The following is a 21,213-nucleotide window of genomic DNA, read 5'->3' as shown; positions in this document are numbered from 1 at the left end:
CTCTGCGTTTTGATTTATAAGATACCTGCTTTCAGCTTCTTTCACACGTCACTTTGGGCTACAGCCGGATTAACAGGCAAAAAAAAGGCTACTTCCGAAACCGGAAGCAGCCTGTAAAAGAATGCTGAATCAATGCTCACCCAGCTGAATGCGGCTGAAGCTTTTTACGGCCGGCTCACCTTCCTGCTTGAGGTACTGAGCAACGCTAAGGCTGTTATCCTTCACGAATTTTTGCTCGAGCAGTACGCGCTCTTCGTAAAAGCGGCGAATTTTACCTTCAGCTGCCTTTCTGGCGATTTCTTCGGGTTTGCCTTCGTTAATAAGTTGTTCAACGGCAATTTCGCGCTCTTTTTCGAGTACGGAGCCGTCAACTTCTTCGCGTCGGGTTGCGATAGGCGACATAGCCGCTACCTGCATGGCTACATCTTTACCAACTTCCGCATTTTTAAGCGGGCCTTCGAAATCAACAAGTACGGCAAGCTGACTGCCGGGGTGTATGTAGCTAACAATCTGACCTTCGGTCTGAAGCAAAACTACACGGCTGATGTCGATTTTTTCACCGATTTTTCCAACAAGGGTTTCCAGCTGACCGGCAACTGTTCCGCTTTCAAAAGCGAGCCCTCTGATGGCATCAGCGGTAGCAACATTCTGATCAAAAGCGAGTTTGGCGAATGCCTCTGCATTTTGAATAAACTCTTCGTTGCGTGCTACGAAATCGGTTTCACAATTCAGCTCTACAGCGGCGGCTTTTTTACCGTCATCACTGAGGTGAACAGCAATAAGGCCCTGCTTGGCATCACGGTCAGCGCGCTTTTCAGCTACTTTCTGCCCTTTTTTGCGCAGGTATTCAATAGCGGCTTCCATATCACCGTTGGCCTCGGAAAGCGCCTTCTTGCAGTCCATCATGCCTGCGCCGGTAACATCACGTAGTTTCTTTACATCTGCTGCTGAAATACTCATAATAATAGATGCGATTTAATCGCAGTTTTGATTTTAAGGTTAATTCGGCCGGGCAAGCTAACTGAGCCCGGATGCCTGTTTTCAGATAGATTTTTATCCGGTTCGCCTTACTGAAGGCGGTCGGAAAGGCAGGGCGGATTCCTGCTAAAAAACCAACCCTGCAGCCTGTTTTAAGACTGCAGGGTTTTTGAAACAACGGGCTTAGTTTTCGCCTCCGCGGCGGCGGCGGCGGCGGCGTGGGGCATCAGACTTTTCGCCTTCTTCGCTTTCTTCACCTGCAGCTGCATCCTCAGCTGCTTCATCTGAGCCGGCAGAGGCCTCAAGTGCGAGCTGTTCTTCTTCGAGAGCATCGCGCTCGGCATTACCTTCAATGATGGCATCAGCTACATTGGATGCAATAAGCTGAATAGCTTTGGCGGCATCATCATTACAGGGGATGATGTAATCCGGTACGTTAGGGTCGCAGTTGGTATCCACCAGTGCAAAAATCGGGATATTGAGCTTGCGTGCTTCGTTAATCGCAATCTCTTCCTTAACAATATCGACCACAAAAATAGCGCCCGGCATGCGGTTCATATTGGCAATACCTGCCAGAACCTGCTCAAGCTTTTCTTTTTCCCGGTCGAGCATCAGACGCTCTTTTTTAACCAGGTTTTCGTAGGTACCGTCTTTTTGCATAGCCGCGATTTCTTCCATGCGGTTGATGCTCTTACGAACGGTTGAAAAGTTGGTGAGCATACCGCCAAGCCAGCGGTGGGTAACATAAGGCTGACCGGCGCGAAGGGCTTCTTCCTTCACAATTTCCTGTGCCTGTTTTTTAGTGCCTACAAAAAGGACTTTTTTGCCGGAACGGGAAACCTTTCCGATTTCATCAAGGGCTTCCTGCAGGTGCGTACGGGTTTTGTTGAGATCCAGAATATGGATGCCGTTACGCTGCATGAAGATGAATTCCTTCATCTTCGGGTTCCAGCGACGGGTCAGGTGACCAAAGTGAGCTCCGGCTTTGAGGAGCTCTTCAAGGGATGCTGCTTGTGCCATAAATTTGATTAAGTTAACGAGTTAGGCCTCTACACAGGTCATTCACGGTTCCGATTTTGCACCCGCATAAAGCTTTCTGAGCTTCAGCCGGCAGGGCAAAACACTCCGGGCCGCGTCGCTGTGTATGTGTGTTGAAGTCTATACTGTATGAAAATTGGATGGTATAAAACGATATCCGAAATCCGGATATAAAAAAAGCGAAGCGAATTAACGCTTGGAGAACTGGAAGTTCTTCCGGGCTTTGGGCTGTCCGTACTTCTTACGCTCAACCATACGGTTGTCGCGGGTAAGCAGGTTATGCTCACGCAGTACCAGACGATGCTCTTCGCTAATCTCAAGGATAGCACGGGCGATGCCAAGCTGAATGGCGCCGGCCTGACCTGTTGTACCACCACCGCGAACAGTTACTTTGAGATCGTACTCGCCTTCAATACCGGTAACACCAAGGGGTAGGGTTACCTGGTTCTGATTGGCTTTCTGCGGGAAGTACTCGGTCATTTCCTTGCCGTTTACGATAATCTGACCGTTACCTTTGCGCAGATATACGCGTGCGGTTGAGGTCTTTCTTCTTCCGATTGCCTGAAATTGTGTCATGGTTGTCGTATCAGAGGGTTACTTTTTCCGGTTGCTGAGCGGTATGCTGATGCACAGGGCCGGCATATACACGCAGATTTCTGAGCAGCTGACGACCAAGCGCGTTTTTGGGAAGCATCCCTTTAACTGCCTTGGTGATCACATCTGTCGGCTTCTTCTCCAACAGTTTGGCTGGCGTAGTAAAACGCTCACCACCGGGATAACCGCTGTAGCTGAAATACTGCTTATCGGTCATTTTTTTACCGGTAAGACGGATTTTCTCAGCATTGATAACGACTACATTGTCGCCGGTATCCATATGAGGGGTAAATTCAGGTTTGTGCTTTCCGCGAAGAATAATAGCTATCTTGCTGGCAAGACGGCCTAATACTTCACCTTCAGCATCAACCAAAATCCACTTTTTCTCAATATCATCCGGCTTGGCTGAATATGTTTTGAAATATGGGCTTTTCATTGTTTTTTTGATGTGGTTTCGGGCGCTTCATTCCAGCCTTAAACGACTGGTTTTCAGAACCCTGTTTCGATATTGCTTCGATTTTTGCAAAGTTTGGAAATATATCACTTAATTCATTTCTTTGCAATCAGCTACTGATGCCCTGATTCATCCAGCCCGCACCTCCTTTTCTTGCCGCTCCCGGCCGCTGTCCGGCCCCGCAAACCTGTTCATCATCCATTCTAATTCACGCTACTTATGATCTTCCGGTACGCTGCTGCTGCCTTTATTTTAAGCCTCTTTTTTTTATTTGCTACTCCGCTCGTTCCCGCTCTTACTGCGCAAAATGCAGCCTGGCAGCAAAGAGTCGACTACGAGATGGATATCCGCATGAATGTGGAAACCAACCAATTCTCCGGTTCTCAGCTTGTGACCTACCACAATGTCTCCCCCGATACGCTGCACCGCTTTTTCTACCACCTCTACTACAATGCCTTTCAGCCGGGCAGTATGATGGATACGCGCTCGCGCACCATCATCGATCCCGACGGACGCGTACGGGACCGGATTTACCACCTCACTGAAGACGAAATCGGGTTTCAGAACATCCTCTCCCTGAAGCAAAACGGGCAGTCCGTTTCGTTTGAAGTAAGCGAAACCATCCTGAGCGTTAACCTCAGCAGCCCAATCCTGCCCGGCGAAACCGTCATTTTTGAAATGGAATTCGAAGCGCAGGTACCGCTTCAGATCCGCCGCACCGGTCGCGACAACCGCGAGGGCATCCGCTATTCGATGTCGCAGTGGTACCCGAAAGTTGCGGCATACGATCAGGACGGCTGGCACACGCCGCCCTACGTGGCGCGCGAGTTTCACGGCAATTTCGGAGATTTTGACGTGCGCATCACCATCGACCGCAACTACACCCTCGGCGCGACCGGCTACCTGCAGAATCCGCAGCAGGTAGGGCACGGCTACGAAGATCCGGAGCTCCCCCTCGAGCTTCCGGAGGGCGATGAGCTTACCTGGCACTTCTTCGCGCCGGAGGTCATCGATTTTTTCTGGGGCGCCCACGACGAGTTTATACACGTCATCCACGAAGAAGAAGGCTCCCCCCGCATCCACATGCTCTATGTGGAGCGCCCCGAAACCCGCTTTTGGGAAATGCTGGGCGAATTCACTGCCGAAGCCTTCCGCTTCATGAACGAATACATCGGGCCCTACCCTTACGAGCAGTTCACCATTATTCAGGGTGGCGACGGCGGCATGGAGTACCCCATGGGCACCCTCATTACTGGTCACAGGCCGCTGTGGAGCCTGGTCGGGGTTACGGTTCACGAGCTCATCCACATGTGGTACCAAAGCACGCTGGCCACCAACGAAACCCTCTACCACTGGATGGATGAAGGCTTCACCGTTTACATGAGCGATCTGGTGATGTGGCACCTTTTTCAGCTGCCGGGCGATCCGCACGCATCCACCTACCGCGCCTACCTGCGCCTGGTGCACGACGGCCTCGAAGAATACATGGGTCAGCATGCCGACCGCTACGATACCAACGCGGCCTACTCGATGGCTTCGTACCGCAAAGGATCCCTCATTCTGCATCAGCTGGAGTACATCATCGGCCGGGACGCCATGAAACGAACCATGCAGCGGTATTACCGCGATTTTGCGATGCGGCACCCCACCCCGGTCGATTTTCAGCGCATTGCAGAAGAGGAAAGTGGCATGCAGCTGCGCTGGTATTTTGATGAAATGCTCTACTCCACCCGCACCATCGACATCGGCATAGACCGCGTGCGGAATGCGGGCCGAAACACGACCATCCGCCTCTCCCGCGACGGCATTTTCCACATGCCGGTCGATCTGTTGCTCACCTATGCCGACGGCACGCAGGAGCTCATCTACATCCCCACGCAGCAGCAGCTGGGCATCAAGGCGCATGAGCATCCGGATATTCCCCGCACCGTGCTCGAACCCTGGCCGTGGACCCACGCCACTTACGAATTCACCCTCGAAGGCCGCCCGGCCCTCGTAACGGCTGCCGAAATCGACCCGAGTAACCGTCTTGCCGACATCAACCGGCTCAACAACCGTTGGCCGTTTCCGGCGGAGTTTAACGCTTTTCAGGTGCCCGAACCCGACTGGAACACCTATCAGACCGGTGTAAGGCCGGCGCTGTGGTACGGCGAGCGGGCGGGGCTGCGTGTCGGCGGCAGGCTCAGCGGGCGCTACCTGTTCAACACCAAAGCGCTGGATGCCGAGCTGTGGCTCACAACCGGCACCCTCGAAGATCCCTCCGCCTCGAACCTTGATGCCGATTACCGCCTCAGCTGGCGCGACCGGCTGCCGCTGCTGGGCCCCGACAGCTGGTGGCAGGCCGAAACCGGCCGCTTCTACGGCGTGCACCATCAACGGCTTGCCGTTGAGCGGCGCCTCGGCCGCTTCGGGCGGCTGGAGCGAACCCGCCGGGTGCTCAGCCTCGATGCCTTCCACCTCAACAAAGACGCAAACCGGCAGATCGGCGCCCTATCCGCGCAGTGGGAGCGCGGCAGCCTCATCGGGGCGGGCCTCAGTTTTGAGCAGGGCGATGTGTCCGAAACCGGCATCCTGCTGCGGGCCGAAACCGCCACTTTTTACGGCGAACGCGCCGCGCAGCAGGTACAGCTGCGGGCGGGCTACACCTGGTTCAGCAGCGATTTCCGCTACCGCGTGCGCTTCGGGCTTCAGGCAGCCGGCGGCTCCGGGCAGATGGCGCAGCAGCAGCGCTACAACCTCGGCAGCGGCACCGCCATCGAGCGCTGGCAAAACCGCGCCTTCACGGCAACCGCCAACATCGACGGCCTCTTTTATGAGGATGCGCGCCTCAGCTTCGACAGCGGCAACGCTCTCTCCGGCTACAGCCTGCACACGCCCGGCCGCAGCGGACTCACCGGCAACAATATGCTCGCCTTTTCGGTCTGGCAGAGCTACCGGCCTTTCCTGCGCGGCAATCAGCGGGCGTTTGAGCTCGAAGTTTTCTCCGGCACCGGCCTCGCCTGGGACGGCAGCTTCGCCACGGATTTCAGCCTGCCTTCGGCTTCTTCTCCCTGGCTGGCCTCGACTGGCGCCGGCATCGTGTTCGATTTCAGCGAGCTGCCCCGCTCCGCCCGCTATACCGGCCAAAGCGCGCTGCTCAGCGGCCTGCGCGTAGCGCTGCGCAGCCCCTTCTATCTGCATCAGGCTGGCGACACCAACGACTTCGAACCCACCTCAAGGTGGATGATAGGTGTCGGCAAGGCGTTTTAATTTTTCTTTTAAAAACTGGTCGCAGCGCGAAATAAACCCGCTGCGACCGGCCTTCAATCTATTTTAAGCGGAACTTCTACAATTTTTTAATCCATATACTGCCGCCGGTATTCTTCAGGGTGAGCGGCATATTTTCTTCAAAAAACTCAGGGTGAAGCTGATGCATAAACGTATTCATCAGCTCAACCTGAAAAGCAGAATTGTACTGCAAAAAAGCCCGCAAAAGGTACGCCTCTGTCCAGGCTCGCCCCTCATAAATCCATTGTTTGGGATATTCAAACGGGAAAAAGACATCATGAAAATGGACATATACCCCTGTTGCAAGCCTCGGCAGAATTTCAAAGAAGATGTAATTCACATCGCTATCCACTTTACTGACGTGCGTGGAATCAATAAAAAAAATGTCATTGGGGCCGAGGGTCTCAAAAACAGAAACATCCACATCCTGAAGGCGGCTTGAAATCAGCTCAATTTGCTGCTTGTCCTGCTCCTTAATAAGGGACAGCAGGGTATCGGGATAAGGCTCTATAAACGTTGTCTGAATGCTTCCCCCGAAAAAAAGCTCGTTCGTATCAAGCATCACACAAGAAGAATAGCCGCAGCCTGCCTCAATGATTTTTCGCGGCTTCAGATGCCTGATAAAGCTGTAGAGAAAAATGGCGTCAGAGTACGAATAAGCTTCATTTAAGAAAAAATACCGTAGTCCGTTCTTCTTTTCGGAGCCAAAGGGTTGTTCCGCATAGTACGGAGCAAGCTCGTTCAACAGCTCAAGCTGTGCCTTTTCGCGAAGTTCCAGGCCCGGCAATTCCGGCTTCTGCGTGCTAAAAATACGGTCTTCATCCTTCCGAATCTGATCCAAATCAGGATAGGGCGAGTAAAAGTGTCCCGCAGGCGCAAATGCATCCGGCTTATCAATAACAGCAAGCCTCTCACGAAGCATGTTACGTTCCGCAACGACACCGTCATAATTCAGCTTTTTTCTCAGATACGCTTTTAAGATTTGTTTCACAGCTCAGCTGGCTCAGTCGGGCTCGTTGGTTGTTATTACAAATAAAATAAGCGGCTCGGTGTCGGAGATGTTTTCGACCCCGTGCCAGCCCTCGTGCTTCACGGCGGTAATTTCGCCTTTAGTGATGCGCTTTTCGCGCACGGGCCCGTGCTCGCCGGCGCGGTCGCGGTACACGCCCTCGCCGTGCATCACCACGTACAGCTCCTCTTCTTTGCGGCTGCCGTGCTGATGCAGCCCGCTTTCATCGCCTTTTTCCGGCAGCACCATGTAGCAGCCTATGCGGTTGTTCACCAGCTCGCGGCGGTCAAACATCTGCAGCAGGTACACCACGCCTTTGCCGCCGTACATGCCGGGGCGCTTGTCGATGCGCACCACCGAGCGGATGTCCTGCCCGAAGCTCATCACGCTCAGGTTCAGGTGTTTCCCGACCAGCTTCAGGATGTAGTCACTCTCTTGTTCGGTTGGTTTTTCAGCCATGTTCTTTTTTTGTTTTTTTAGGGTGAAGGATGCGCTCAAAGCTCGCGGCGGCCGCTCAGCAAATACAAAACGGCCATGCGTATCGCCAGACCGTTGGTAACCTGACTGAGGATGACGGCCCGGTCGCTGTCGGCCACATCGCTTTCCAGCTCAACGCCCCGGTTAATGGGCCCGGGATGCATCACCGTAAAATCGGGGTAGCGCTCGAGGTGTTCCATCCGGATGCCGAAACGCTCGTGATATTCGCGCAGGCTCGGGAAAAGCCCGCCCTCCTGCCGCTCCAGCTGTATGCGCAGCGCCATCGCCACATCGCACCAGGCCAGGCACTCTTCCAGATTGTGGGAAACCGTAACGCCCATTTCGTGCACAAACAGCGGCATCATGGTACGCGGCCCGCAGAGAATGACCTCCGCTCCGAGTTTGGTGAGCCCGATAATGTTCGAGCGCACCACCCGGCTGTGCTGTATATCGCCGATGATAACCACCTTGAGGCCCTTAATGGCGGGCTTCACCTGCTGCATCGAAAACATATCGAGCAGCGCTTGCGTCGGGTGCTCGTGTGCGCCGTCGCCGGCATTAATGATGGCCGCATCCACACACCGCTTGAGGAAATGCGGCACCCCGGGGCTCTCATGCCGCACCACAACCATGTCAATTTTCATGGATTCGATGTTGCGGATGGTGTCTTTGAGCGACTCCCCTTTTTTAACACTTGAAGAGCTGCTGCTGAAGTTGACCACGTCGGCGCCCATGCGCTTTTGGGCGAGCTCAAACGAAATGCGGGTGCGGGTGCTGTTTTCGTAAAACAGGTTAACGATGGTTTTGTCGCGCAGGGTCGGCAGCTTGGGCACCGGCCGCTCCAGAACTTCGCGGAAATAGGCGGCCTGCTGCAGCACATAGCGGATGTCGTCGGGTGAGTAGTCGGCCAGGCCGATCAGGTGCGGCTGCCCGAAGCTGTAATCGGGGGCGGAAACACGGTCGGGATGCAGGTTTTCGGTGCTCATTTCCCGGCCTCCTTTGCTTCCGGACGTTTTACGATGTACACCGAATCTTCGTTGTCGATTTCGGAGAGCATCACCTGAACTTCTTCCGTTGTGTGCGTTGGCACGTACATGCCGGTGTAGTCCGGCGCAAGAGGCAGCTCGCGGTGCCCGCGGTCGATGAGGCAGCAAAACCGGATGCTTGCCGGGCGCCCGAAGCTCATGAGGGCTTCAAGGGCGGCGCGAACCGTACGGCCGGTGTAGAGCACGTCATCAACCAGTACAATGTGGCGGCCGTACAGGTCGAACGGAATATCAGTAATCTGCACCTCCGGCATCTTCATAGCGGTGCGGAAGTCGTCGCGGTAGAAGGTTACATCGAGCACGCCAAACGGTATTTCGGTGCCCAGCTTTTCCTGAATGATGCGCCGCACCCGCTGCGCTATAAATACGCCCCGGCGCTGCATGCCGATGATCGCAATCTGCGCTGGGTCGTCGTACGGCTCGGTGAACTGAAAGGCAAAGCGCTCAAAAATACGCCTGAGCTCGGTTTCGCCCAGTAGCTTGGAAGTTTTGTCCATAGTAATACGGTGGTGGAAGGCTGAGGTGGCTTGGCTGCAAGTTAAGGAATCCCGACCTCAAATTGGGGGCGCTTTGATGATTTGCAGGTCAGCCGCTGATTGCGTTATTTTAGCAGATATACCATGCCTCCGATACATTTAACGGTGCACCTGCCAAAACACGCCTTATTAAATTGCCTGCACCACAATCCTGCCTCAAAAAATCAAATTGCGCTAATATGAGAAAATTGCTGCCCCTTTTTCTGGCCGTGGCGGCCTTTGCCGCTGTCACGTTCTCTTCATCGTGCAGCACAGAAAGCGGTGAAGCGGAAGATGCCGGGCTCAATGAGCTCTTCGGTTTTATGCAGGGCACCTTCAGCTCTGAGGCACAGGCTGAAGCCGACGAAGCTTTTTTCCCCATCATCCTGCACATGGCGCAGATATGGGAAGATCGCGGCCGCTGGCTTTATGTGGAGCAGGCCATGATCGGGCGCGAAAATGAGCCCTACCGGCAGCGCGTGTATCACGTTTTCAGGGATGATGAAGGCCGGCTTGTGAGCGATGTCTTCACCCTGATTAACGAGCAGGATTTTGTAGGTGCGCACTTAAGCCCGGAGCTGTTTGATGCCTTTGATGCTGATATCCTGAGCTACCGCAGCGGCTGTGCCGTTTATCTCGAGGCTGCCGGACCCGGCGAATTTCGCGGCAGCACCCTCGAAGATCAGTGCCCGAGCAGCCTTCAGGGGGCGAGCTTTGCCACAAGCGAGGTCACGATTACCGAAGCCGGCATGGAAACCTGGGACCGCGGCTTCAGCGCAGAGGGCGAGCAGGTTTGGGGCTCCGTTAGCGGGGGCTACGTTTTCCTGCGGATTAACTGAATGCGTTTTTTAGGGTGATGTGATCTCAGCCCTGCCAGAAAAACATCACCAGAATAACATCATACATGGAGTGCGTCCATGCGGTGATGCCGAAGCCCCGGAACAAAAGCAGCCCGTTCAGCGCAAGCCCGAACAGCATGCGGAACATAAACGAGGGCAGGGTGAAGGGATCGCCGAAAGTGCCCACATAGTGCACCAGGCTGAAGAGTGCGGCGCCGAGCAAAATGGCAGCCGCAAAGGCCCCGTTCCTGCTCATGAACTTCGAAAAAATCCACAGCAGGCTGTACACGAGTACCACGCGGAAAATCAGCTCCTCATAAAGTCCGGCACCGATAGAGAGGGCGAGCATCTGCAGCCGGGTGAAGCTTCCCGGGCCGGTCGCATCGGCGGCAAGGAGCGTATGCATCCCAAACAGTTCCCCGTCCGCTGATACGGCTGCCATCCCGAACATCACCCCGACGAGTTGGGAAACCAGCATCCAAAGCAACAGTGCCCAGATAACCGACTCAGCGACCATCCCCAGAAAATAACTTTGTTTGAGGGTGTACTTCTTGTTTCGCTCGAGGTAGAAAATAACCCCGCCCAACACGAGGGTTAGGGCAAGAGTAAGCAGCAGGGTGTTTTCGCCAAAGAGCAGCAGCAGGCTGCGAATCCAGATATCGGCCGAGAGCCGGACCATAGCTTCCGAGTCCGGCTGAGAGATAAAAATCAGCAGCTCATACAGCGCAAGCAGCGGCAGGCAGGCAATGAAGCTGTAGGTGAGCGAGGCGGTGTATTTGTGGTAGGTTTTCACGAATCAGCATCGGTGCGGGTATCGATAAGCACACGCGGGGATTCGCTCTCGGCAAGGCGCAGGGCACGGAAAGCGGCATCGCTGAGCCGGATTCGGCTGTCGGTGGTTCGGTCGTTGATCAGCACGAAGATGCCCAGATTTTTATCGGGGTTGTGCAGGTGTACCACGCTGCCCAGCGGCAGCGACGGATGTGCGGCCGTGAGGTGGGCCGGATTGTAAAGCTCGCCGCTTGTGGTAACCATGCCCCGCATGGAGGTGCTGTACACGGTAGCAGGCATGGCATCCCGGGTGCCGTTGCCGTTGGCAGCTGTATCGCGCAGGCGGTACGGGTTACGGTGCGTTACCGTGGGCGGAGCAAGCAGCACGAGCTCGAGTCCGGTGCGGATATCCTGCGCACCAAGCCCCGGATTCAGCGCCTGAAAATCCTTTTCATCCATTTGATGCACCCGCAGAATGGCGGCGAGGGTTTCGTTTCGCTGCACCGTGTAGGTATAAAAACGGCCCTGCGCGGTTGATTCAACCCCGAGACCGGTTACGCGCGGGGCGCTTACCTCCCGCCCGACAACCAGCCGCTGCCCGATGGAGATCACATCGCCGCGGATGTTGTTCAGGTTTCGGAGCTCTGTGAGGGAGATGCCGTGCTGACGGGCAATACCGCTGAGGGTGTCGCCAGAGCGCACCGTGTGGTAGGTGTAGCGCGGACCTTCACGATCAAGTTCCAGCTGTGTACCTGAAGAATCGGACTCCTGCGGGGCGGACTCCTGCGGGGCGGACTCCTGCGGACGCGGCTGTGCAGGAGGCGCTGCAGGGGCTGAGCGGGGGGCTTCCACAAAAAGCTGCTGACCAATACGCAGATCGGGCGCGGCCAGGCTGTTCCACTCCTGAAGCTCGCTTACGCTTACTCCGTACTGCCGCGAGATGCTGAACATGGTTTGGCCCTGCGCAACGGTATGAACCCGGCGGCCTTCATTTGTGCCGGAACTTGCTGCGGGTGCGGTTTCCGGCCTGATCTGCGGGGCCGTCGGTGAAGTTTCCAAAGGCGGTTCCACAAAAAGCTGCTGACCTTCGCGCAGGGCATCGGTCTGCAGGTCATTCCAGTCGCGCAGGTTTTGTACGGTAACTTCATAACGGCGGGCAATTCCGAAGAGGGTCTCCCTTGCCTGCACGGTATGGGTGCGGCGATCTGCGTTTTGAACCGCCGAAACTTCGGCGGGCAGGGCACTGAGCTGCATTACGGGCTGATAAGACGGCATCACCCCAAAAGATAACACAGCCAGCAAGGCTGTAGCGGGGTTGCAAAACTTCAGCTTCGGGAACATAAACTCAACCATATAATGTGGATAAACCGGCGGATAACAGATAATGAACAGGATTTTTGCACTACTGAGAAGCGGAAAGGGCCGGGTGTTACTCTTCGTCGCCGAGTTCGAGCAGCAGCGCTGCACGGGCCTCGCGGAGCTCTTTTAAGGCGTGAAGCTCTCTGAGCTGTTCACACACCCGGATGCCTTCACCGAACGCAGCCAGAGCTTTTTCGGTATCTCCTGTGTGAAGATACAGCTTGCCGAGATGGTAGTACAAACCCGCATAGCCGGGCTCTTTTTCACGGATTTCCAGAAAAAGGGTGAGGGCATTTTCGGTATCGCCGGTTTTGAGGTATTCAAGGGCGAGGGCGAAGCGGGAGAACATGTCGCGTTCGTCGGCTTCCACAAAAGATTTCAGCTGCGCTATGCGATGGTTGCTCATGTATTCAGAAATTTGTGCTAAAAAAGCTGTTTAAAGCGTGGAAGGATTTCCGCCATGGAGTCGCCGCCGGTTTTCTCGAGAATGGCGTTGGCGATCACGGGCGCAATTACGCTTTCGGCTACGACAACTGCCCGGGGCAGGGCACACACGTCGGAGCGCTCGTAGCGGGTCGGGGCGGGTTCGAGGGTTGCAATATCAACCGTGCCGAGGGGGTCGAGCATGGTAGGGATGGGCTTCATTACGCCTTGGATAAGCAGGGGTTGCCCGGTTGTCATGCCGCCCTCGATGCCGCCGGCGCGGTTGGTTTTCCGGCCAAAACCGCCGGGTGTTGCCGCATCTTTGGTGATGGCGTCGTGAACGCGCCGCCCGTCGCGTTTGCCGGCTTCGAAGCCCATGCCGATCTGCACGCCCTTCATGGCCTGCGTACTCATGATGGCCTGTGCCAGGAGTCCGTCGAGTTTGCGGTCCCACTGCACGTAGCTGCCGAGGCCCGGCGGCAGGCCTGTAACCACAATTTCGTAGATGCCGCCAAGGGAGGAGCCGGCTTTTCGGTACTTTTTGATTTCATCCACCATTTTAGCGCTCAGCTCCGGGTGCAGGCAGCGCACTTCAGATTCGTCAGCGGTTTCAAAGAGGGCCTCAGCACCGTTTCGGCTCGCGGCATCGGCTACCTCGCGAATCTGATCCCAGCCTTCATAGCCGTGCTCCCCGATCTGAAGCACGTGTCCGCCGATTTCCACGCCCAAGGCTTTCAGGAAAAGGCGGGCTGTGCCGCAGCAGGCAACGCGCATGGCGGTTTCGCGGGCACTTGAGCGTTCGATCACGGGGCGGATGTCGTCGAAGCGGTATTTCTGCGTGCCTACGAGATCGGCATGACCGGGGCGCGGCAGGGTAATTTTTTCGATGTCGGATTCATTTTCGACCGGGCCCAGGCTCATGGTTACGGGCCAGTTGGCGGCGTCTTTCTCCCAGGCGCGGTTGGCCAGGCTCATGGTTACGGGGCTTCCCATGGCTTTTCCGAAACGGAGCCCTGAGCTGAAGCGAACGAGGTCTTTTTCCCAGGCCATGCGTCCGCCGCGCCCGTAGCCCTGCTGACGGCGGGCAAGGTGCAGGGATACCCCTTCGGCTGTTATTTCGAGACCGGCCGGAAGGCCTTCAACAATACCTGTAAGTTCCGGGCCGTGTGACTCGCCCGCTGTTAAATATCTGATCATGCTTTGATTTTGTCAGTTTAGAAATGGTGCCCGCTAAAATAAATTAAAAAAGCGGACAAGCCGCTTGTAACTCGTGAGAAACCAAATTATAAAGGTTTCAATTCAGCAAAAAAACGATTTACCTCCGCCCTCTTTGAAGCAGGAAAGATGAGTAATGAAGATGCCGGGCAGGGCCGGGTACCATCACCCGAAAAACAAACCCCGCTGTGCTACTGCTAAAGCCAGGTCTGAATACCGATTCGGGTAACGCCGCCGAGTTCTGAAAAGCTGCTGCGGCTGAAATCAAACACAAAGCCCCTGAACTGAATGCCCGCGCCGAAGCTGAAGCCGGCCGTATCGAGGCGGGTGTTTACCTTGAGGTCTTCGTTAGTGAAGTGATCGTAGCCGAGCCTCACCTGGAAATTTTCAGAAAACAGGATTTCGGCTCCAAAAATCATGTGCCGCAGCAGGTTAGTTGAAAAACCCGGGGTTTCGCCTTCATCGAGCGCGAGCGGCATTTCCCAGCGGTCGAGCGAGTGCAGGGTGAGGTTAAGGCGGATGGGCACGTACTCCAGCCGGCGGTTGAACCCCAGCCGGATATCGAGAGGCAGGTTTTCTGTGCGCCCGTCGAACGAGGAAAGCTGCGTACCAAGATTAGCAACAACGGCGCCGATATGCAGGCGGGCGCTTTCCCAATAATAATAGATGCCCGCATTTACGGCCACCGCTGAGGAGGAAAAAGTATCATAGCCGGAATGGATAAAGGAGGCGGCAGCTCCGGCCCGAAGATTCGGGGCAAGCGTACGACCGAGGCCGGCCGTAAACGCGAGGTCATTTGCGGAAAATGAGCCGAGGTCCTGACCGGTATCGCTGGTACGGCGGATGTCGCCGTAATTAATAAAACGGACGCCCATCGCAATGGTGCCGACCGGCTCATAGTGCCATGCCGTGCTTGCCACGCCCATATTTACATCGCTGATGTGATTGAGCCAGCTCAGCGACAGATTGCCGCTGTTTTGCGCATTCAGGTAGGCGGGATTTGCCAGAAACAGGGCGGCATCGGCATCCGGCAGGGCTGCGTGATTACCGCCCAGAGCTGCTGTTCGTGCGGAACCCGGCAGCAGCAGAAAGCGGTACACTGCATCACCGCCTGCGTTTTGCGCAAAGCCCGGACTTGCTGCCGGCAGCAGCAAAAGTGCCGCTGCAAAGAGCAGCAGAACCTGTTTTAGTGGAAACGACAAGCATTTCAGCAAATAGACAAACATCAAAAAAAGCGCTAATAGGCATTAAAACAACAAGCCGGCAAGGTATGCGGCCAAAAAACAATAGCCTTCAAATTACAAGTATTCCCTGTATATTACCACTCACAGAACGAACTCAACCCCACAAGATGCAGGTATTTTACGATTTCGGACGCTACTGTCAGCTGCTCTATCAGGCTATTCGGTCATCATCGGAGTTTAAGTCATATTATCGGAATTTTGTTTCAGAGATGATCAAAACCGGCTATGACTCACTACCCATCGTGATTCTTGCAGGCGCATTTACAGGAGCTGTTCTAACCATTCAAACCTCATATCAGCTCGTTTCGGCTTTTATTCCGAAATCAACCATTGGGGCAATTGTTACACAGTCATTAATTATTGAGCTTGCGGCAGTAATCAGCGGGCTTGTACTTGCAGGCCGGGTAGGTGCCCGCATTGCAACAGAGCTGGGAACCATGCGGGTGAGCGAGCAGATTGATGCGCTTGAGTCGATGGGTTTCAACAGTGTCTCTTTTTTGGTGGTACCGCGTGTTCTTGCCGGCTATGTGATGTTTCCTATCATTTATATCGCTGCTGCGACTACCGGGGTGGCCGGTGGTTTACTGGCCGGCATCGTTACAGGGCAGGTACCAATGGCTGACTTTCTGCTTGGTGCCCGTACGTACTTCCTCCCCTGGGATATCATTTTTGGCATGACCAAATCCATCGTATTTGGGTTTATCATCACCTCCATATCCTGTTTCAAAGGGTATTATGCCTCAGGTGGCGCAGAAGGTGTGGGGAAATCGACCACAAACGCTACTGTTTTGAGCTGTATTTTTATACTGCTGGCCGATTTGCTGCTGGCCATTATTCTGCTGTAATATGATTGAAATCAAGAACCTGAAAAAAAGTTTTGGCAACAATCTGGTATGGGAGAATGTCTCCCTAACCGTTCCGGACGGTGAAACCCTGGCAATTATCGGGAAATCCGGCTGCGGAAAATCTGTGCTGCTCAAACACATCAACGCACTGATGACCCCCGACGAAGGCAGCGTACTGATTGACGGCGTCAACATTTTTGATCTCAACTATGTTGATCTTCGCATTACAAGACAGCGCTTTGGTGTTCTTTTTCAGGGAGCTGCTTTGTTTGATTCAATCACCGCTTATGAAAACGTTGCATTTCCGCTTCGTTACTTCACAAGCCTTAAAGAACCGCAGATACACAACCGGGTAATGACCTGCCTCGACATGGTGAACCTGGCTGATATTGGTCAAAAAGGAACTGCGCAGCTATCTGGTGGTATGAGAAAGCGGGTGGGTCTGGCCCGTGCCATTGTACTCGAGCCGGACTACCTGCTTTACGACGAGCCAACATCCGGCCTTGATCCGGAAACTTCCAATGAAATTAATGAACTGATCAACCATTTTTCAGACAATCTCAACATTACATCCATCGTGATTACGCACGATATGCACAGCGTACTGGAAATCGCCGATTATGCCGCATTCCTGGATGAACAAAAACTGAGCTGGTTCGGCCCGATCGCTGAAATGACCAAAACAAAGCACGACCGGCTCAACAGTTTTATCCGCGCAAGCGAATATCAAATTTAACCCACAGAAAACGAAGCCCGCTTTCTCCCATCATGAAAAACGAAGTTAAGGTAGCCCTTACCATTTTTATAGCAATTATTGTGGCCGTACTGGGCTACCGGTTTATGACGGAAACCCCGCTTTTCAGTCAAAGCTACGAGTTGCATGCACACTTCAATCGGGTGGACGGCATAGTAAGCGGCTCATCTGTGCTTATGCAGGGCGTAAAAATCGGGACCGTGCGCCGTGTCGAGTTTCTGGATGAATCTGACAGCCTCCGGGTTTCCATGAGCTTCAATACCACACGCCAATTGCCGGAAGGCTCTGTCGCCTATATCAGATCCTTTCAGATAGTGGATAAAGCAATAGAAATCGAGCGCTCAGATTCCGGAACCCTGCTTTCAACCGGAGGCCGCATTCAGGGCATTTATGATGAAGGCATAATGGGAACCGTGAGAGAAATCGGAGAAACTTCAGGCCGAAACCTTGAAAACACAACCGAACGGCTCAGCAGTGTACTTACGCAGGTTGATGAGATGCTGCTCGGCGGTAGCCGTTCCGACATAGAGCAGAGCCTCGGAAGCCTCAACCAGAGCCTGCGTGCCGTTGAGCAGCTTTTGGCCGAAAGCAGCGACGATATTAGCGAAACAGTAGCACACCTGCGCAGCACCGCAGCAACAATCGATACCCTCACCAGCGGTGAGCAGGAGCAACTGCAACAGATTATTGCCAATCTGGAAGAAGCTTCCGGCCGTTTTGCAGCGCTAAGCGGTGAAATGGATGGGGTTAGCCGCGATCTGAGCGACGTAATGCGTAAAATTAATGAAGGGGACGGCAGCCTCGGCCGCCTCATCAATGACCCTTCCTTATACAATAATCTTGACAGCCTGAGCTACAACCTCAATACCCTGATTAAAAACCTGAACGAAAATCCCCGCCATTTTCTGAAACATGTGCGGCTTATTGACATCTTTTAGACTCTCAAAAATGGTCTTGTCGCACTCTCAAATGCAGCCTTTGAATTAGGGGTAAAAGGCCTTATTTTTGCAAGCTATACTAAGGATTGCCCTTTTTATACTTGTTAAAGCGGATCAGGTGAAGTAAAAGATGAAATGCATTCCTCATGTTACAGGCGGCACTTCAGACCCAACCCTGATGTAAAGCTCTGTTTAACAGATGCTTATATCCGCACAATAACTTGTTCCGAACGACTCCGATATAAACCTAAACTCGTTTCTTATTCGCAATGGGATTCATGGAAAAAATGAGAGGTGCCACCGGGCCCGTACTTTGGGTACTGGTCTTTGCTTTTGGCATCTTGTTTATGCTTCAGGACACCGACGTTTTCTCTGTACTGCAGGCCGGGCCTCGCAGTATGGGTGAAGTTGACGGCCGCCCGATTATGCAAAACGACTACAACCAACGGCTGAATCAATTCACCGAAAACTATACCCGCCAGACTGGCAATCCGCCTTCAATTGAACAGCGTGCCAATTTCGAAGAACTCGTTTGGAATCAGCTGGTTGTTGAACGTGCGCTTGAAGGAGAAATGGAGCGGCTCGGCATCAATGTTACTGACCGGGAAATCGTGCAGGCGATCCTTGGCGATAATCCCGACCCCATCATACGCCAGCTTTTTGGCAGGCCGGATGGTTCGATCGACCGTGCTACGCTTCGTGCGCTGATTGATCAGCCGGAGACGCAGTCTGACTGGATTCTCATCGAAGATCAGATCCGGGAAAACCGCCGGCAGCAGAAGCTGAATCAGTTCATGCAGTCATCTATCATGGTTACCAACCGTGAAATAGAGCAGGATTTCCTCCGCACCAACACCACAGCTTCTGTGTCATTCATTCGTTTTCCTTACTCTGATATTTCCGATAGCGAAATTCAGGTATCCGACAGCGAACTTCGGGCATGGCACCGTGAAAACGCCAAACAGTTTGAGCGTGAGCGCACCTGGAACTTCCGCTATGTGAGCTTCAGCAAGGCCGCAACGGCTGACGATACCGCGCGTGCCCTTCAGGATATCGCAATATTCCGCAACGACTTTGCAAGCAGCACCAACGACTCAATGTTCGTTGAAATGAACTTCACCACCACGCCTTACTCGGGTTCACTTGTTGAGCGTGATGAAGTTCCTTCAGCTTTCAGCGTTGTTTTGGATATGGAAATAGGCGAAGTAAGTGAACCGCTCATCCGCGGCAACGAAGTAGCGCTTGTTAAGAAAACCGGCAGCGAAGGCAATCGGCTTAGCTTTGCGGTACTTTCACGCGTAATTGCTGCCGACCGAACCATTACGCGTCAGCAGAATAATGCCGAAGATTTCCGTGAGTTTGCCCGCCTCGACGGCTTTGAGCGGGAAGCTGAACAGCAGGGATACACCATTTCTGAAGCAACCGCTACCAAAGGCGCCCCGTTTGTGCCTGGTTTAGGCGAGTCGCGCGTTACCCTCCGCGCGCTTGAGCGCCTAAGCCGCAATCAGATTTCTCCGGTAATTGAACTCGATGACCGATTTATTGTACTCATTGTTGACCGTATCACAGAAGCTGGTGTACGGCCGCTTGATGAAGTTCGTCAGCAGGTGGAAAATGCTGTTCGTGCCGAAAAACGTCGTGACCTGATGATGCAGCGTGTTCGCGATCAGTACTCCGGTGCAGGCAGCCTTGATGCTATTGCAGAACAATCTCAGCGCAACATTCAGACAGCTTCCGGCATACGCATGAACGGCACAACCATTTCCGGCGCGGGCCGTGAGCCGGGCATTATCGGTGCTATTTTCGGAACCCAGCCTGAGGCCCTTGCGGGACCACTGCGCGGCGAAAACGCGGCTTTCTTTATTGTCGTTACTGAAAGAGAAGATGCCGACCTTGCTGACCTCACCTCATCGGAGCGCGATCGCATCCGCACCCGGCTTACGCAGCAAAAAACACGTACCTTCACTGAGCAGCTTGTTGAACGGCTTCAGGAGCAGGTACGCATCAAGGATTTCCGTCAGCAGCTTATGATGCTGTAATATGGCCCCTATCCGCTAAAGATTTAAGGCAGGTTTTCATTTCAGAAAACCTGCCTTTTTTTTGGCTGCAAACTGCTATTTTCGACTGTTACCTTCATTCTGATACCTAAGCCTTCCCCTTAAGTTTATTACTGCCATGGCCTTTACCCCTGAAGATTACAAATTCATGAAGAAAGCGATCCGGCTTGCGGCTAAAGGCACTGGTTTTGTGAGCCCGAACCCGCTGGTAGGCTGTGTAATTACCGACCGGGATGGAAATGAAATTGGCAGCGGGTTTCATGAGCGGTATGGAAAAGCTCACGCCGAAATAAACGCACTTGATAGCATACGGGATAAATCAGCCCTGCTGGGCGCTACCGTTTACGTTACGCTTGAACCCTGTGCCCATACCGGCAAAACACCACCCTGCGCGCTTGCCTTGCGTGAGCTACCGCTTGCAAGAGTGGTAATAGCCCTTCAGGATCCCAACCCTAAAGTAAATGGCGGCGGGATCAGCCTTTTGAGAGAAGCCGGAATTATGGTTGAAACCGGGCTGCTTGAAGAGGAAGTCCGCAAGCAAAACGAGTTTTTCCTGCACTACATCACTACCGGAAAACCATTTGTAACGCTAAAAGTAGCCCAAACACTCGACGGATACATAGCCGCTCCGGACGGCAGCTCGCAATGGATAACCGGAAAAGAAGCCCGTGCCCGTGTACATGCGTGGCGCGCAGCCTATGATGCCGTTCTTATTGGCCGCAACACCGCCCTTACAGACAACCCCCGGTTAACTGTGCGGCATGTTCAGGGCAGGCAGCCCAGGCGTATCGTTATCGACGGCCCCCTAAGCCTGCCGCAAAACCTCAACCTGTTCACCGATCAGTTTGAAGACCGAACTTATGTGGTAACCCACAACGAAAAAGCTTTCCGTGAAAAGGGCGACCCTATGCTGCGTATGCTAAGCCCCAGAAGTTTTCAGGGGCAGACCCTTCTTGTACACGCACGCGAGGGCCACACAGACCTTAATCAGGCCCTGAGCGTGCTGGCACGCGAACAGATAACTTCAATACTCGTCGAGCCGGGCAGCGATCTTGTACGCGCTTTTATCCGGCAGAACCTGGCCGACAAGCTTGAACTTTTCGTTGCTCCGAAGCTGCTTGGCGGGGGTACCCGCGCATTCATCGGGCTTGGAATTGAACGCATTGCAGAAGCCTTAAAGCTTAGTCGTGTAAGCATGGAAACAATAGGTGAGGATATCCTCATTACTGCCTATTTTTAAGTTAATTCCAGCTTAGTGTTCCTGATGCCGAACGTGCGGTGCAGCACGGCTGGTTATCAATCAAAATATCTGATTCGCCTGACCGGCAAATCAGACACAAGTCAGACAAACTTTTTTGCTACGCCAAGCCCAACCAAATCTTTACAAAGC

The 21,213-nt window shown here is 53.9% G+C and carries 20 protein-coding genes; 7 read left to right on the top strand and 13 right to left on the bottom strand.

The genetic code is table 11. The features are described from left to right. Nucleotides 1-129: 129 nt before the first annotated feature. The 4 genes from tsf to rplM form a co-directional block, all read right to left on the bottom strand. Nucleotides 130-960, bottom strand: a complete 831-nt coding sequence (gene tsf / locus LAT75_RS01375; protein WP_291480821.1) for a translation elongation factor Ts — start codon at nucleotides 958-960, stop codon at nucleotides 130-132. Nucleotides 961-1,161: 201 nt separating this feature from the next. After that, nucleotides 1,162-1,998 (bottom strand): 30S ribosomal protein S2, encoded by an 837-nt coding sequence (gene rpsB / locus LAT75_RS01370; protein ID WP_291480820.1) that lies wholly within the window; start codon nucleotides 1,996-1,998, stop codon nucleotides 1,162-1,164. Between the two features lie 207 nt (nucleotides 1,999-2,205). Further along, nucleotides 2,206-2,592, bottom strand: a complete 387-nt coding sequence (gene rpsI, locus LAT75_RS01365) for a 30S ribosomal protein S9 (RefSeq protein WP_291480819.1) — start codon at nucleotides 2,590-2,592, stop codon at nucleotides 2,206-2,208. 10 nt (nucleotides 2,593-2,602) lie between these two features. Further along, a complete protein-coding gene (gene rplM, locus LAT75_RS01360; protein WP_291480818.1) occupies nucleotides 2,603-3,046 on the bottom strand; it encodes a 50S ribosomal protein L13 in 444 nt (147 codons plus the stop codon). 237 nt (nucleotides 3,047-3,283) lie between these two features. On the opposite strand from rplM, the gene LAT75_RS01355 reads away from it, so the two are divergent. Beyond that, entirely contained in the window at nucleotides 3,284-6,313 is a 3,030-nt protein-coding gene (locus LAT75_RS01355) for a M1 family metallopeptidase (RefSeq protein ID WP_291480817.1), read from the top strand. A gap of 76 nt (nucleotides 6,314-6,389) precedes the next feature. On the opposite strand, the gene LAT75_RS01350 is transcribed toward LAT75_RS01355, so the two are convergent. From LAT75_RS01350 to pyrR, 4 genes are read right to left on the bottom strand one after another with little or no spacing between them, the layout of a single operon-like run. Beyond that, nucleotides 6,390-7,322 carry a class I SAM-dependent methyltransferase gene (locus LAT75_RS01350; protein ID WP_291480816.1) on the bottom strand — a complete coding sequence of 311 codons (933 nt, stop codon included), beginning with the start codon at nucleotides 7,320-7,322 and terminating at the stop codon, nucleotides 6,390-6,392. A gap of 12 nt (nucleotides 7,323-7,334) precedes the next feature. Further along, on the bottom strand, nucleotides 7,335-7,799 hold the full coding sequence (locus LAT75_RS01345) for a cupin domain-containing protein (protein WP_291480815.1): 465 nt from the start codon (nucleotides 7,797-7,799) through the stop codon (nucleotides 7,335-7,337). A 35-nt stretch (nucleotides 7,800-7,834) separates the two neighbouring features. Further along, nucleotides 7,835-8,803, bottom strand: coding sequence for an aspartate carbamoyltransferase catalytic subunit (locus LAT75_RS01340; protein WP_291480814.1), 969 nt, complete (start codon nucleotides 8,801-8,803; stop codon nucleotides 7,835-7,837). Beyond that, nucleotides 8,800-9,360 (bottom strand): bifunctional pyr operon transcriptional regulator/uracil phosphoribosyltransferase PyrR, encoded by a 561-nt coding sequence (gene pyrR, locus LAT75_RS01335; RefSeq protein WP_363320498.1) that lies wholly within the window; start codon nucleotides 9,358-9,360, stop codon nucleotides 8,800-8,802. The genes LAT75_RS01340 and pyrR overlap by 4 nt, the downstream gene beginning before the upstream one ends. Before the next feature lie 218 nt (nucleotides 9,361-9,578). Between pyrR and LAT75_RS01330 the strand changes: the two genes are divergently transcribed. After that, nucleotides 9,579-10,217, top strand: a complete 639-nt coding sequence (locus LAT75_RS01330; protein ID WP_291480813.1) for a chromophore lyase CpcT/CpeT — start codon at nucleotides 9,579-9,581, stop codon at nucleotides 10,215-10,217. A 25-nt stretch (nucleotides 10,218-10,242) separates the two neighbouring features. Here the strand turns inward: LAT75_RS01330 and LAT75_RS01325 are convergent, their stop codons facing one another. The 5 genes from LAT75_RS01325 to porQ form a co-directional block, all read right to left on the bottom strand. Continuing rightward, nucleotides 10,243-11,010 carry a CPBP family glutamic-type intramembrane protease gene (locus tag LAT75_RS01325; protein ID WP_291480812.1) on the bottom strand — a complete coding sequence of 256 codons (768 nt, stop codon included), beginning with the start codon at nucleotides 11,008-11,010 and terminating at the stop codon, nucleotides 10,243-10,245. Continuing rightward, the gene (locus LAT75_RS01320; protein WP_291480811.1) at nucleotides 11,007-12,263 is read right to left on the bottom strand and encodes a LysM peptidoglycan-binding domain-containing protein; all 1,257 of its coding nucleotides are present in this window, start codon (nucleotides 12,261-12,263) and stop codon (nucleotides 11,007-11,009) included. Before LAT75_RS01320 ends, LAT75_RS01325 begins: the two co-directional genes overlap by 4 nt. Before the next feature lie 154 nt (nucleotides 12,264-12,417). Beyond that, the gene (locus LAT75_RS01315) at nucleotides 12,418-12,753 is read right to left on the bottom strand and encodes a tetratricopeptide repeat protein (protein WP_291480810.1); all 336 of its coding nucleotides are present in this window, start codon (nucleotides 12,751-12,753) and stop codon (nucleotides 12,418-12,420) included. A gap of 17 nt (nucleotides 12,754-12,770) precedes the next feature. Next, nucleotides 12,771-13,967 carry a chorismate synthase gene (gene aroC / locus LAT75_RS01310; RefSeq protein ID WP_291480809.1) on the bottom strand — a complete coding sequence of 399 codons (1,197 nt, stop codon included), beginning with the start codon at nucleotides 13,965-13,967 and terminating at the stop codon, nucleotides 12,771-12,773. A gap of 215 nt (nucleotides 13,968-14,182) precedes the next feature. After that, nucleotides 14,183-15,187: a type IX secretion system protein PorQ gene (porQ, locus tag LAT75_RS01305; protein WP_291480808.1), complete on the bottom strand. Its 1,005-nt coding sequence runs from the start codon at nucleotides 15,185-15,187 to the stop codon at nucleotides 14,183-14,185. 149 nt (nucleotides 15,188-15,336) lie between these two features. On the opposite strand from porQ, the gene LAT75_RS01300 reads away from it, so the two are divergent. The 5 genes from LAT75_RS01300 to ribD all read left to right on the top strand — a co-directional run bounded on the left by LAT75_RS01300 (nucleotide 15,337) and on the right by ribD (nucleotide 21,063). Further along, nucleotides 15,337-16,074 (top strand): ABC transporter permease, encoded by a 738-nt coding sequence (locus LAT75_RS01300; protein WP_291480807.1) that lies wholly within the window; start codon nucleotides 15,337-15,339, stop codon nucleotides 16,072-16,074. A gap of 1 nt (nucleotide 16,075) precedes the next feature. Then, nucleotides 16,076-16,810 (top strand): ABC transporter ATP-binding protein, encoded by a 735-nt coding sequence (locus LAT75_RS01295; RefSeq protein WP_291480806.1) that lies wholly within the window; start codon nucleotides 16,076-16,078, stop codon nucleotides 16,808-16,810. Between the two features lie 32 nt (nucleotides 16,811-16,842). Further along, nucleotides 16,843-17,766: an MlaD family protein gene (locus tag LAT75_RS01290; protein WP_291480805.1), complete on the top strand. Its 924-nt coding sequence runs from the start codon at nucleotides 16,843-16,845 to the stop codon at nucleotides 17,764-17,766. 278 nt (nucleotides 17,767-18,044) lie between these two features. Continuing rightward, nucleotides 18,045-19,805 carry a SurA N-terminal domain-containing protein gene (locus tag LAT75_RS01285; RefSeq protein WP_291480804.1) on the top strand — a complete coding sequence of 587 codons (1,761 nt, stop codon included), beginning with the start codon at nucleotides 18,045-18,047 and terminating at the stop codon, nucleotides 19,803-19,805. Between the two features lie 136 nt (nucleotides 19,806-19,941). Next, nucleotides 19,942-21,063: a bifunctional diaminohydroxyphosphoribosylaminopyrimidine deaminase/5-amino-6-(5-phosphoribosylamino)uracil reductase RibD gene (gene ribD, locus LAT75_RS01280; protein ID WP_291480803.1), complete on the top strand. Its 1,122-nt coding sequence runs from the start codon at nucleotides 19,942-19,944 to the stop codon at nucleotides 21,061-21,063. Nucleotides 21,064-21,213: the final 150 nt, after the last annotated feature.

This window comes from Cyclonatronum sp., assembly GCF_022565315.1.
Classification (GTDB): domain Bacteria; phylum Bacteroidota; class Rhodothermia; order Balneolales; family Cyclonatronaceae; genus Cyclonatronum.
The sequence above is the reverse complement of the archived record's forward strand: the minus strand, read 5'-3'. Positions and strand labels throughout refer to the sequence as shown.